At 70.6% G+C, this 12,192-nt stretch carries 11 protein-coding genes and 1 pseudogene; 9 read left to right on the forward strand and 3 right to left on the reverse strand.

Going from position 1 to position 12,192, the window contains the following annotated elements; all coding sequences use genetic code 11:
• The first annotated feature begins 69 nt into the window (after positions 1-69).
• Together ACPWT1_RS06035 and ACPWT1_RS06040 are read left to right on the forward strand one after the other, a co-directional pair.
• Complete coding sequence (locus ACPWT1_RS06035; protein WP_427915641.1) at positions 70-549, forward strand: hypothetical protein; 480 nt, start codon at positions 70-72, stop codon at positions 547-549.
• Positions 432-686 carry an isochorismatase family protein gene (locus tag ACPWT1_RS06040; RefSeq protein WP_427914486.1) on the forward strand — a complete coding sequence of 85 codons (255 nt, stop codon included), beginning with the start codon at positions 432-434 and terminating at the stop codon, positions 684-686. The genes ACPWT1_RS06035 and ACPWT1_RS06040 overlap by 118 nt, the downstream gene beginning before the upstream one ends.
• Here the strand turns inward: ACPWT1_RS06040 and ACPWT1_RS06045 are convergent.
• The gene (locus tag ACPWT1_RS06045) at positions 683-1,069 is read right to left on the reverse strand and encodes a YraN family protein (protein WP_427914487.1); all 387 of its coding nucleotides are present in this window, start codon (positions 1,067-1,069) and stop codon (positions 683-685) included. The two genes, ACPWT1_RS06040 and ACPWT1_RS06045, sit on opposite strands and share 4 nt — an antisense overlap.
• Before the next feature lie 12 nt (positions 1,070-1,081).
• On the opposite strand from ACPWT1_RS06045, the gene rsmI reads away from it, so the two are divergent.
• Positions 1,082-1,993 carry a 16S rRNA (cytidine(1402)-2'-O)-methyltransferase gene (rsmI, locus tag ACPWT1_RS06050; protein WP_427914488.1) on the forward strand — a complete coding sequence of 304 codons (912 nt, stop codon included), beginning with the start codon at positions 1,082-1,084 and terminating at the stop codon, positions 1,991-1,993.
• A gap of 115 nt (positions 1,994-2,108) precedes the next feature.
• The gene (locus ACPWT1_RS06055; protein WP_427914489.1) at positions 2,109-2,678 is read left to right on the forward strand and encodes a hypothetical protein; all 570 of its coding nucleotides are present in this window, start codon (positions 2,109-2,111) and stop codon (positions 2,676-2,678) included.
• Positions 2,679-2,687: 9 nt separating this feature from the next.
• Here ACPWT1_RS06055 and priA read toward each other — a convergent pair.
• Positions 2,688-4,729, reverse strand: a pseudogene (gene priA / locus ACPWT1_RS06060) (replication restart helicase PriA).
• 338 nt (positions 4,730-5,067) lie between these two features.
• Entirely contained in the window at positions 5,068-6,159 is a 1,092-nt protein-coding gene (hemE, locus tag ACPWT1_RS06065; RefSeq protein WP_427914490.1) for a uroporphyrinogen decarboxylase, read from the reverse strand.
• Positions 6,160-6,216: 57 nt separating this feature from the next.
• Here hemE and ACPWT1_RS06070 point away from each other — a divergent pair, with 57 nt between their 5' ends.
• The 5 genes from ACPWT1_RS06070 to ACPWT1_RS06090 all read left to right on the forward strand — a co-directional run bounded on the left by ACPWT1_RS06070 (position 6,217) and on the right by ACPWT1_RS06090 (position 12,177).
• The gene (locus tag ACPWT1_RS06070; RefSeq protein WP_427914491.1) at positions 6,217-7,323 is read left to right on the forward strand and encodes a methyltransferase domain-containing protein; all 1,107 of its coding nucleotides are present in this window, start codon (positions 6,217-6,219) and stop codon (positions 7,321-7,323) included.
• 82 nt (positions 7,324-7,405) lie between these two features.
• Complete coding sequence (locus ACPWT1_RS06075; protein WP_427914492.1) at positions 7,406-9,187, forward strand: glycoside hydrolase family 2 protein; 1,782 nt, start codon at positions 7,406-7,408, stop codon at positions 9,185-9,187.
• Positions 9,187-10,281: a galactose-1-phosphate uridylyltransferase gene (gene galT, locus ACPWT1_RS06080; protein WP_427914493.1), complete on the forward strand. Its 1,095-nt coding sequence runs from the start codon at positions 9,187-9,189 to the stop codon at positions 10,279-10,281. Before ACPWT1_RS06075 ends, galT begins: the two co-directional genes overlap by 1 nt.
• Positions 10,278-11,411: a galactokinase gene (gene galK, locus ACPWT1_RS06085; RefSeq protein WP_427914494.1), complete on the forward strand. Its 1,134-nt coding sequence runs from the start codon at positions 10,278-10,280 to the stop codon at positions 11,409-11,411. Before galT ends, galK begins: the two co-directional genes overlap by 4 nt.
• A gap of 16 nt (positions 11,412-11,427) precedes the next feature.
• Entirely contained in the window at positions 11,428-12,177 is a 750-nt protein-coding gene (locus tag ACPWT1_RS06090; protein WP_427914495.1) for a general secretion pathway protein GspB, read from the forward strand.
• Positions 12,178-12,192: the final 15 nt, after the last annotated feature.

The raw sequence follows: 12,192 nt of genomic DNA on the forward strand, positions 1-12,192 counted from the left end.
GCGAAATTGCCGCCGCCGCGTCGCAGTTCCAGAATGGCCGCACCGCATCCCGCAACCCAGGAGGCAGCCATGGCCGACGCCACCCCCGTCCGCGATCCCGATCCCCTGCTGACGCCGCGCAACGCGGTGCTCGCGCTCATCGATTACCAGCCGGAGCAGTACGCGGGCGTAGGGTCGGTCGGGCGCAACGACCTGATCGAGCATGTCACGATGCTCGGCCGCGTGGCCACCGCGTTCGAACTGCCCGTGGTGCTGAGCACGGTCTACGTGAAGCACGGCATGTCGGGGACGAATCCGGAATTGCGCGACGTCTTGCCCGGTGTGCCGGAGATCGACCGCACGAGCATGAATTCCTGGGAGGACCCGGACTTCCGCGGCGCCGTCGAACGCACGCAGCGCAGGAAGCTGATCCTGGCGGCCTCTGGACCGAGGTGTGCGTCGCCTTCCCGGCCCTGGACGCGCTGCGCGAGGGCTACGAGGTGTTCGTGGTCGCGGACGCCATCGGCGGGGTCAGCAAGGTCGCGCATGACAGCGCCATGCAGCGGATGACCCAGGCAGGGGCGGTGTCGATCACCGTGCTGGGACTGGCGTGCGAGTTGCAGAGGGATTGGGGCCGCCCGGGCGCCGACCGGCTGCGCGGCGTCATGCGCGAGTACTTCGGGCGGATGCGGGCATTGGGGCACTAGCCCGCATCGAACGCCGCCCGCAACCACGTGACCTGTTCCGCTTCGATGGTGACCACATCGAAACGGCAGGGCGGCGGGGCGCCCAGGCGCAGCAGGAAATGCCGCGCCGCGTACACGATGCGGCGCTGCTTGACGAAGCCGATGCTGCCGGCGGCGCCGCCGTGACCGCCCGAGGCACGGCGACGCACCTCGACGAACACCAGCGTGGCGCCATCGCGCATCACCAGGTCGATCTCGCCGCCGCCGCGGCCCGGGGTCCGATAATTGCGCGCCACCAGCTGCAGGCCGGCCCGGCGCATGTGGTCGAGCGCGCGGTCTTCGGCCGCATCGCCCAGTGCCTTGGTCGTCGTGCCGCGCGCGGGCGGCTGCAGCCCTCTTTGCATCGGAACCCACCCTTGTCGTCCAGCGCCGCTTCCTTCGCCGCCGCCCTGCAGGCCGCACGCACCGCGGTGGGCGCGCAGGATTATCCGCACGGGGCGCTCTATCTCGTGGCCACCCCCATCGGCAACCTGGGGGACGTCACGCTGCGCGCGCTGCACGTGCTGCAGCTGGCCGATCGCGTTGCGTGCGAGGACACGCGCCACACGCAGCAGCTGCTGCGCGCGTACAGCATCGATCGCCCCGGCGACCGGATGCTGGCCCTGCACCAGCACAACGAAGCGCAGGCCGCGCAACAGGTGGTGGCGTGGTTGCAAGCGGGCGAGCGCGTGGCCTATGCCAGCGACGCCGGCACGCCGGCCGTCAGCGACCCGGGCGCGCGCCTGGTCGCGGCGGTGCAGGGCGCGGGCCTGCGCGTGGTGCCGCTGCCGGGCGCGAGCAGCGTGACCACGGTGCTGAGCGCCGCGGGCTCGGTCGAGGAGGGCGGGTTCGTGTTCGTGGGTTTCCTGCCCGCGAAGGCGGGCGAGCGCGAGACCGCGGTGCAGGCCCTCGCCGGCGAGCCGCGCGCGGTGGTGCTGCTGGAAGCGCCGCACCGCATCGAGGCGCTGGCGAAGGCGCTGGCGTTGCTGGGCGCACGGCGAGTGACGGTCGGGCGCGAGCTCACCAAGCAGTTCGAGCAGGTGGCCACGCTCGCGTGCGCCGAGCTGCCTGGCTGGCTGGCCGCCGACCCGCAGCGCACACGTGGCGAGTTCGCGCTGGTGCTGCACGGCGAGCCGCAGGCCGCGGGTTCCGACGACGGCGAGCGCGTGCTGCGACTGCTGCTGCCCGAGCTGCCGATGAAGACCGCCGTCAAGCTCGCCGCCGAGATCACCGGCGGCTCGCGCAACGCGCTGTACGAGCTGGCCTTGCGGTTGAAGCACGCCGAGTGAACCTGCGCTGACGACTGCTTGCACGTCACCGACAGGAGGCGGCGGCCTGCTGGTGGACGGTCTTGTCCCGCATCGCCTGCGTCGCGAAGCTTGCACGACCACATGGGAGGACGGGATGAAGAGGATCATCATGGGCTGGGCCGCCGCAGTGGCGCTAGCGTGGGCCGGCGCGGCATCGGCGGGCACCGTGGGCTTCGAGTTCGAAGGCGTGGTCACCTACGCCACGGACCTCGCGCCCGTGGGTACTCGGGTGCAGGGACGCTTCGCGTGGGACGCGGACGCGGCGCCGCTGTCCACGCCGATCCCGCAGATCGCGTTCTACGGCGCGCCCGCGGTGCTGCCGCTGACCGTCTCCGTGGGCCCTCACACCATCGTGGCCTACGACGTGCACGTGACCATGTTCAACGACCTGGGCGGCAACGCCGAGGACATGATCGACATCGGTGGCATCGCGCCGGCGGTGGACGGCACGACTTACCCGAACGGCAGCTTCGGCATCCGCCTGGCCAGCGGTCCCGGCAGCACCGACGTCTTCCAAGACCTGTCGCTGCCCCGGCACCCGTGGCTGAAAGACTTCGACAGCCAGGGCCTGAACTCCGTGCAATTGCGGGTCGACGGATCGTCGAATGGCGTGGTGCTCGACATCCGGATCGACAAGCTGAGCCGGCACGCGCCGCAGCGCTGAACGCCGGCGTCAGATCGCCAGCGGGTCCACGTCGATCGCCCAGCGGATCAGGCCCTTGAGGCGGCTGTCCTGCAGCAGCGGGTGCCACGCGGCCAGGAACCGCTGCAGCGCGACGCGCGAGGTGCTCTCCACCACCATCTGCGCCCGTTCGACGTCGGCCACCCGCTGCACCGCCATCGGCACCGGCGGATAGACCGTCACCTGCGGCGCGTCGGCCAGCTGCGCCGATGCCGCGGCCACCGTGCGCAGGAACTCTTGCGCGGTCTCCTGCGTGCGCGCGTCGGCCCGCACCAGCGCCTGGTAGGCGAACGGCGGCATCGACGCGGCCTCGCGCTCCTCCAGCTGCTGGGCGGCGAACGCGGGGAAGTCGTGCTTGCGCAGCGCCGCGAAGAGCGGATGCGTCGGGTGCAGCGTCTGCACCCACATCTCGCTGGCCTCGGCGCGTGCAGCGTCGCGCCCGGCCCGGTCCGCCGCCTGCATCAGCAGCGCGAACAGGCGTTCCGGCGCGCGGAAGTCGCTGGAGAAAAGGGCGGAGTCGGCATTGAGCGCGGCCACCAGCGTGATGCGCCGGAAGTCGTGGCCCTTGGTGACCATCTGCGTGCCCACCAGCACGTCCACTTCGCCCGCATGCACCTGCGCCAGCTGCGCATCGAGCGCCCCCTTGCGGCGCGCCGTGTCGGCGTCGATGCGGGCGATGCGCACCGGCTGGCCGTCGGGACGGCGCGTGGCCGCCAGCAATTCGGCCAGGTGTTCCTCCAGCCGCTCGGTGCCGCGACCGAGCGGCGCGATGTCGAGGTTGCCGCAGGTCGGGCAGGCGCGCGGCACGCGCTCGGTAAAGCCGCAGTGATGGCAGCGCAGCGTGCGATCGATCTTGTGGAACACGCGGTACGCGCTGCAATGCGGGCACTCGCTCTTCCAGTCGCAGGCGGTGCAGGCCAGCACCGGCGCATAGCCGCGCCGGTTGAGGAACAGCAGCGCCTGTTCGCCGCGGGCGATGCGCGCCTCGATCGCCGCCAGCAGCTGCGGCGAGATGGCGGTGTGGCGCGGCTGGAGGTTCATGTCCACCAGCCGCACCTGCGGCAGCCGTCCCTGGCCGACGCGCGAGGGCATGGCCAGCCGCTTGTAGCGGCCGCGCTCGCTGGCATGCCAGCTCTCCAGCGACGGCGTGGCGGAGGCCAGCAGCACCTTCGCGCCCTCGAGCCGCCCGCGGTAGATGCCCAGATCGCGCGCCGAGTAGCGCGCCCCTTCCTGCTGCTTGTAGCTGGGATCGTGCTCCTCGTCGACGACCACCAGCGCGAGGCGCGGCATCGAGGCGAACACGGCCATGCGGGTGCCGAGCACGATGCGGGCGGTGCCGGTGTGCGCGGCCAGCCAGGCCTTCAGCCGCTGCGGTCCGGTCATGCCGCTGTGCATCGCCACGATGGACGAGGCGCCGAAGCGCTCGACGAACCGCTGCTGCAGCTGCGGCGTGAGATTGATCTCGGGCACCATGACCAGCACCTGGGATTGCGGATCGGCGGCGAGTGCCTCGGCCGTGGCGCGCAGGTAGACCTCGGTCTTGCCGCTGCCGGTCGCGCCGAACAGCAGGAACGGCCCGGCTTCGGCGTGCAGCGTGTCCAGCGCGGCCTGCTGCTCGGACGTGAGGGCCGGCGCCTCGCCCTGCGATGCCCCCCGGCGTCCGCTGCCTTGCGGGCCAGTCGCCGCTGCCACTGCACGGGGGTCAGGTCGCGCAGTTGCGGTGGCAACGCGGCCAGCGCCACCTCGCCGGCGGAGCGCTGGTAATAGCTTGCAGAGAAGGCAACCAACTGTCGCCACGCCTCGGAGAGCGGCGGAATGCCCTCGAGTGCGCCGGCGATCGGCTTCTCCTCGTGCAACGGTTCCTGGGTGGCCGGGGCCCACACCACGCCCAGCACCTCGCGCCGCCCCAAGGGCACCCGCACCAGGCTGCCGGGAGCCAGCTCGCGGTCGCTGCGGTACGTGAGCGCGGCGCCAAGCCCGGCGTGCGCTGGCGCCGCCACCACCACGTCGAGGCGATGGAGCCCCGCGCTCATGGATGAAACAAATTCTTCATGTCGAGCTTCGAAATCGCGCCCAAGTCCTTGATTCGCAAGTGATTCGACACTGTCCACGGGAATTGTGGATAACTTTGTTGATAGCCTGCGGTCGAGCCTGTCCGAACCGCGAAAAATCAAGGGTTTGGCTGCGCTGCCCGGAAAAGCGGCATTCCGACAATCCAAGCAAAATCAAGCACTTAGCTCGGCTATCGAAATCGTAGCGCGGCGGAGGCCAACCCGGCAGTCTCGTTGCGCCGCAACACCGGTTTTGTGCATAAGTCAAGACGAACCGCCGCGCGGCGGGGCTGTCCACTAGGAGATGCCCCGATGACTGCTCAGCCCGGGAGCTCCCTGCGCGACAGGCGATGCACCGCATCGACCAGCACGGCCACGTGCTCCGGCGGCGTGTGCTGGCTGATGCCATGGCCCAGGTTGAAGATCAGCGACGGCCCTTGCCCCGATCCCGTGTGCGGCGCGCCGAAGCTCGCCAGCAGGGCCTGCACCTCGGCCTCGATGCGCGGCGGAGGCGCGAACAGCACGTTCGGATCCAGGTTGCCCTGCAGCGCCTTGCTGGCGCCCACCTGCTCGCGCGCGCGGCCGAGGTTCACGGTCCAGTCGACGCCGAGCACGTCGCAATCGAGCTCGCGCATCGCGTCCAGCCACAGGCCGCCGCCCTTGGTGAAGACGATGCGTGGGATGGAGACGCCCTCATGCTCGCGTTTCAGCTGCGCCAGCACGCGCGCCGTGTACGCCAGGCTGAACTCGCGGAAGGCGGCATCGGCGAGCACGCCACCCCAGCTGTCGAACACCATCACCGCCTGCGCGCCAGCGTCGATCTGCGCATTCAGGTACGCGGCCACCGCATCGGCGTTGACGGCCAGCATGCGATGCACCAGGTCCGGGCGGCTGTACAGCATGGTCTTCACCAGCCGGTAGTCGTCCGAGCCCTGGCCCTCGACCATGTAGCAGGCCAGCGTCCACGGACTGCCGGAGAAGCCGATCAGGGGCACGCGCCCCTGCAGCGCCTTGCGGATCGACGTGACGGCGTCGAACACGTAGCGCAGCTTCTCCATGTCCGGGACGGCCAGCGCCTGCACCGCCGCCTCGTCGCGCACCGGATGCGCGAATTTCGGCCCCTCGCCCAGCGCGAAGCTCAGGCCAAGGCCCATCGCATCGGGCACGGTGAGGATGTCGGAGAACAGGATCGCGGCGTCCAGCGGATAGCGCTCCAGCGGCTGCAGCGTCACCTCGGTCGCGTAGTCGACGTTCGTGGCCAGCCCCATGAAGCTGCCGGCGCGCGCGCGTGTGGCGCGGTATTCGGGCAGGTAGCGCCCAGCCTGGCGCATCAGCCACAGCGGCGTGTACGGCGTGGCCAGGCGGCGGCAGGCGCGCAGGAACGTGTCGTTGCGCAGCGGTGCAAAAGTCATCGTTCGATTGTCGCAGGTGGTCGCCGGCCGGCAGGTGCGGCTCGCTAAGCTCGCGCGATGTCGCAGTCCACCGGCACGTTCGAGCAGGCCCGCCAGTTCTTCCTCGACGGCATCGCGCACTACCAGGCCGGCCGCATGGAGGCCGCCGAGCGGTGCTTTGCCGCGTCGCTGGACCTTGTGCCCGGTCGGCCATCCACCCTCACGAATCTCGGGGCCTCGCGCCTGAAGCTCGGCCGCGCCGACGACGCGGTCGCCGTGCTGCGCGAAGCGGTGGCGGCCGAGCCCGCGAATGCCGAAGCGTGGGGCCACCTCGCGGGCGGCCTGGCGGAACTCGGCCGTGCCGAAGAGGCACTCGACGCTGTCGGCCAGGCCGTGCGCCTGCAGCCCGCCAACGGCGCGGCCTGGCTGCTGCGCGCGACGCTGCAGCGTGAGCGCGGCCTGCACGGCGACGCACGGAACGCGTACCGCGAAGCACTGGCGCACGGTGCCGATCCGGACCTGGTGCGGTTTGCGCTCGGTGCGCTCGAGCAGCAGCCGGTCGCCGCGCCGCCGCGCCACTACGTGGAGCAGCTGTTCGACAGCTATGCGGAAGGCTTCGACGAGCACCTGGTGCATGGCCTGCACTACCGCGGCCCCGAACTGCTGTGCGAGGGCCTGGCTCGCGCACGCTACGGCAGCGCGCTCGACCTGGGCTGCGGCACCGGCCTGGCAGCGCCGCTGCTGCGTTCGCGCTGCGACCGGCTTGCCGGGGTGGACCTGTCCGCGGTCATGGTCGAGCGTGCGCGTGCGCGAGGTCTCTATGACGAGGTGCAACAGGCTGACCTGGTCGACGCGTTGCGCGCGGCGCCGCGCGCGCACGACCTCCTGTTCGCGGCGGACGTGTTCATCTACGTCGGGGCGCTCGAAGCTGTGTTCGCCGCGGCCGCGTGCGCCCTGCGCGCAGGCGGCGAGTTCTGTTTCTCCGTGGAAGCGGCCGACGGCGCGAGCGACTGGGAGCTGCGCATGAGTTTGCGGTATGCGCACGCGGAGGGTTACATCCGGATGCTCGCCGGGCAACACGGTTTCGCCGTGCGCCGCCTGTCCCGGCATCCTCTGCGCATCGACCAGGGGCAGCCCGTCACCGGGCTGTTCGCCTGGCTGGATCGCCCCGGCCACACGGTGTAGCCGGCTGCGTTCGCGTGTCGGCGAACGCGGCGCGGACCGGCTCCGAGGGGGAGCCCCGATTGGCCGCAAAGGAGAACAAGTCTTGGATTTCGCCTACCCGCGCCCGCAACTGCAACGCGCGAACTGGACCTGCCTGAACGGACCCTGGCGCTTCTGCTACGACGACGACCAGGCCTTCGCCGGCCCGCAGGACATCGACCACTGGCCGCAGCAGATCACGGTCCCGTACCCGCCCGAGTCGCGCGCCAGCGGAATCAACGACCAGGGCTTCCACACGGTCTGCTGGTACCAGAAGGACTTCGACATCAAGCCCGGCAAGGAGCGCGTGATCCTGCGCTTCGGCGCGGTCGACTACGCCGCCAAGGTCTGGGTCAACGGCAAGCTCGCCACCACGCACGAGGGTGGCCACACACCGTTCTGGGTCGACATCACCGGCATGCTCGACCCCTCCGGCCGCCAGGTGGTCACCGTGCGCGCCGAGGACGACCCGCACGAGCTCACCAAGCCGCGCGGCAAGCAGGACTGGCAGCTGGAGCCGCACTCGATCTGGTATCCGCGCACCACGGGCATCTGGCAGACCGTCTGGCTCGAGCGCGTGCCGCGCACCTATGTCGACAAGGTGCGCTGGACCCCCCGCGTTGAGGGCTTCCAGATCGGCTTCGAGGTGCGCGTGCGCGGCGACGCGCTGGACGACCTCTCGGTGGAGATCAGCCTCAGCCACGGCGAGCGCCTGCTGGCGAAGGACCGCTACCAGGTCATCGACAACGAGGTCGACCGCTACATCGTGCTGTCGGATCCGGGCATCGACGACTTCCGCAACGAGTTGTTGTGGAGCCCCGAGCGGCCGACGCTGCTGGATGCGCGCATCCGCCTGCTGCAGGGCGACAAGGTGATCGACGAGTTCACGTCGTACACGGCGCTGCGCTCGGTGAACATCCTGCGCGACCGCTTCATGCTCAACGGCCGGCCCTACGTGCTGCGGCTGGTGCTGGACCAGGGCTACTGGCCCGAGACGCTACTGGCCGCGCCGGGCGACGAGGCCCTGAAGCGCGACGTCGAGCTCGCCAAGGCGATGGGCTTCAACGGCGTCCGCAAGCACCAGAAGATCGAGGATCCCCGCTACCTGTACTGGGCCGACAAGCTGGGGCTGCTGGTCTGGGAAGAGATGCCGTCGGCGTACCGGTTCACGCGCACGGCCATCAAGCGCATCGTGCGCGAGTGGACCGAGGCGATGGACCGCGACTACAGCCACCCCTGCATCATCGTGTGGGTGCCGTTCAACGAGTCGTGGGGCGTGCCCGAGCTCACGGCGGTGCGCGAGCAGCGCCATGCGGTGGAGGCGCTGTACCACCTGACCAAGACGCTGGATGCGACACGTCCCGTGATCGGCAACGACGGCTGGGAATCGAGCGCCACCGACATCATCGGCATCCACGACTACGACGCCAACATGGCGCACATCCGGCAGCGCTATGGCGCGGAGATCCCGCCGGACCAGCTGTTCGATCGCCGGCGCCCCGGCGGCCGCGTGCTCACGCTGGACGGCTACCCGCACCGCGGCCAGCCGGTGATGCTGACCGAGTTCGGCGGCATCGCCTTCCAGAACAAGCCCGAGCCGGGCGTCAAGAAGATCTGGGGCTACACCAAGGCCGAGAGTGAGCAGGAGTTCGCGCGCCTCTACGAGGAGCTGCTGCACACCATCATCCACACGGCCCTCTTCAGCGGCTTCTGCTACACGCAGTTCGCCGACACCTACCAGGAGGCGAACGGCCTGCTCAACGCCGACCGCTCGCCCAAGGTGCCGCTGGAGCGGATCCGCAAGGCGACCATCGAATCGCGCACCTGGATCCCGGGGACGCTGTGATGCACCGGCTCGACCTCACCAAGCCCGACGGACGCCCGCTGACGCTGTATGCGCGCGCGCCGATCGAGGGCGGGCTGCGGGCGCCGAGCCCGTTCCCGGAGCCGCTGAATGCCTCGCCGCACCTGCGCTGGCATCCGCTGCGCGGCGAGTGGGTCACCTATGCGGCCTACCGGCAGGGACGCACCTTCCTGCCGCCGCCCGAATACAACCCGCTCGCGCCCACCGTGAGCACCGACAACCCGACCGAGGTGCCCGCGGGCGCCTGGGACATCGCGGTGTTCGACAACCGCTTCCCGTCGCTGGGCGTGCCGGCCTCGGGCGGCGATCCGCCACCGCACCTGATCGTGCCGACCGCGCAGGCGCAGGGCCGCTGCGAGGTGGTGGTGTTCACGCAGGACCCCAAGGGCGCACTGGGCCGCCTGCCGCTGGACCACATCGAGCTGCTGCTGCAGGTCTGGGGCGATCGCACGCAGCGCCTGGGCGAGCGTGCGGAGATCCAGTACGTGCTGCCGTTCGAGAACCGCGGTGCCGAGGTCGGCGTCACGCTGCACCATCCGCACGGCCAGATCTACGCGTACCCCGTCGTGCCGCCGGTGCCTGCGCGCATGCTGCAGGTCGCCGCGCAGCACCGCGCCGAGCACGGCCGCGGGCCGCTGGAGATGCTGATCGAGGCCGAGCGTGCGAACGGCGAGCGCATCGTCTATGCGGGACCGCATGCCGTGGCGTTCGTGCCGGTGTGTGCGCGCTATCCGTACGAGGTGTGGGTCGCGCCGATCCGCAACGTGCCCGGCTTTGCGCAGCTCGAGCCCGCCGAACGCGCGGACCTCGCACGCGCGCTCAAGACCGTGCTGCTCAAGTACGACGCGCTGTGGGACCGGCCGCTGCCCTACCTGATGGCCTGGTACCAGGCGCCCACCGACGGGCAGCCGCATCCCGAGATGCACCTGCACGCCGAGATCTATCCGCCGTACCGCACGCGCGACCGGCTGAAGTACCTCGCCGGCACCGAGATCGCGGCCGGCCTGTTCGCGATGGACGCGCTGCCGGAAGAGAAGGCCAGGGAATTGCAGCAAGTGGAGGTGTCGCTCTCATGAGTCACGTTGCATTGGAAGCCGAGGTCGCAGCCAAGGCCGAACACCCGCGTTCGGGATGCGCGCACGATTTCGAGCAGGTGTTCCATGTCCTGCCGCATGCCGAAGCGCATGCGCCCGGCCGGGTGAACCTGCTGGGCGAGCACACCGACTACAACGACGGTTTCGTCTTGCCGGTGGCCATCCCGCAGCAGACGCGCGTGGCGATGGCGCGCAACGGCGGCTCGACCTTCCGCCTCCATGCGGCCGAACTTGGCAGCGCGGTCGAATTCAGCTTCGAGGATCCGCCGACCGAGCATTTCGCGAGCTATGTGTTCGGCTGCCTGCGGCTGGTGCACGAGGAGGGTGTCGACATCCCGGGGCTGGACATCCACGTCGCCTCGGACGTGCCGATGGGCGTCGGCCTGTCGTCGAGCGCCGCGCTGGAGGTGGCCACGCTGCGCTGCCTGCGCGAGCTGCTCGGCCTGCAGCTGGACGACGTGCGCATCGCGCAACTGGCCCAGCAGGCCGAGATCCAGGATGCGGGCGTGCGCTGCGGGATCATGGACCAGATGGCGTCCAGCCTCGCTGCCACCGATCGCGCGCTGCTGCTGGACACGCGTTCGCTGGAGCGCCGCATGGTGCCGCTGCCCGAGGGTAGCGCGGTGCTGGTGCTCGACTCGGGCGTGGCGCGATCACTGGCCACCAGCGGCTACAACCAGCGCCGCGCCGAATGCGAGGAAGCCGCGCGGCTGCTCGGGGTGGAATCGCTGCGCGACGTGGATCACCTCGAATACATCGAGAACCTGCCCGAGCTCCCGCGCAAGCGTGCGCGCCACGTCTTCACCGAGAACCGCCGCGTGCTGCAGGCGGTCGACTGCCGCGATCCGAAGGCCTTCGGTGAACTGATGAACGCCTCGCATGCCAGCCTGCGCGACGACTACGAGGTGTCCACGCCCGAGCTGGACCTGCTGGTCGACCTGCTGCAGCGCCAGCCCGGCGTGCTGGGCGCGCGGCTGACCGGCGCCGGCTTCGGCGGCGCCTGCGTCGCGCTGTGCAAACGGGAGGCCGTGCAGCAGGTCGCGCGCACGGTGCTCGCGCAGTACCGCGAGGCCGGGCACCAGGGCCGCCTGCTGGTGCCGGCCACCGATTGACCTGGAGGAATTCGCCATGCGTGTCCTGCCATCCACCCTGCTGGTGCTCGTCGCTGCGGTGGCGGGCATGGCCCCGGCGCAGTCGCAGGTGAAGGAGTCCGTGCCGTTCGGTGGCCGTCCTTTCGGCGCGCCGCCCGGCACGCCACCCGAAGGCGGCAGCGTGGCGCCCCAAGGCACCGCGATGGGCGGGCCCGGTGGGTCCAGCGTCACGGCACCGGGGACGCCCAACATGGGATCGCCGGCCGTGGTCGTCGCCCCCGCACCTGTACCGACGCCCGCCCCGGTGCCGGCGCCCGCGCCGGTGACGCCGCTGCCGGCGATGACGGCGCCTGGCGTCCACTCGCCCGTGCAGTCGCCGCCAATGCCCGCGATGCAGACGCCGGGCACCACGCCGGGCGCGCCAACCAATGCGAACGCGGCCCCGGCCGCAGTCGCACCGGCACCCCCGACGGCGGCGGTGCCTGCCCCCGCACCTGCGAGCGTCGTCCCGCCGTTCGGCGTGGGCCAGAACCCGTCGCGCAACGCGCCAGCCGTGTCTGCATCGACAGCGCAGCAGCAGCCCGTGCGCGGGTTGCCTGCCGATGCGCCCAAGCTGGTGATCAGCGGCTCGGTCTATTCACCCGATCCGGCCAAGCGGCTGCTGATCGTCAACGGCCAGGTGATGCGCGAGGGCGCCGACCTGGGCCAGGGCGTGCAGCTGCGTGAGGTGAAGCAGGACAGCGCCGTGCTGGGCTTCAAGGGCAACAACTACAACGTGGTGTTCTGAGGCCACGGACTGGAT

The organism is Ramlibacter sp. MMS24-I3-19 (assembly GCF_050320135.1).
GTDB lineage: Bacteria > Pseudomonadota > Gammaproteobacteria > Burkholderiales > Burkholderiaceae_C > Ramlibacter.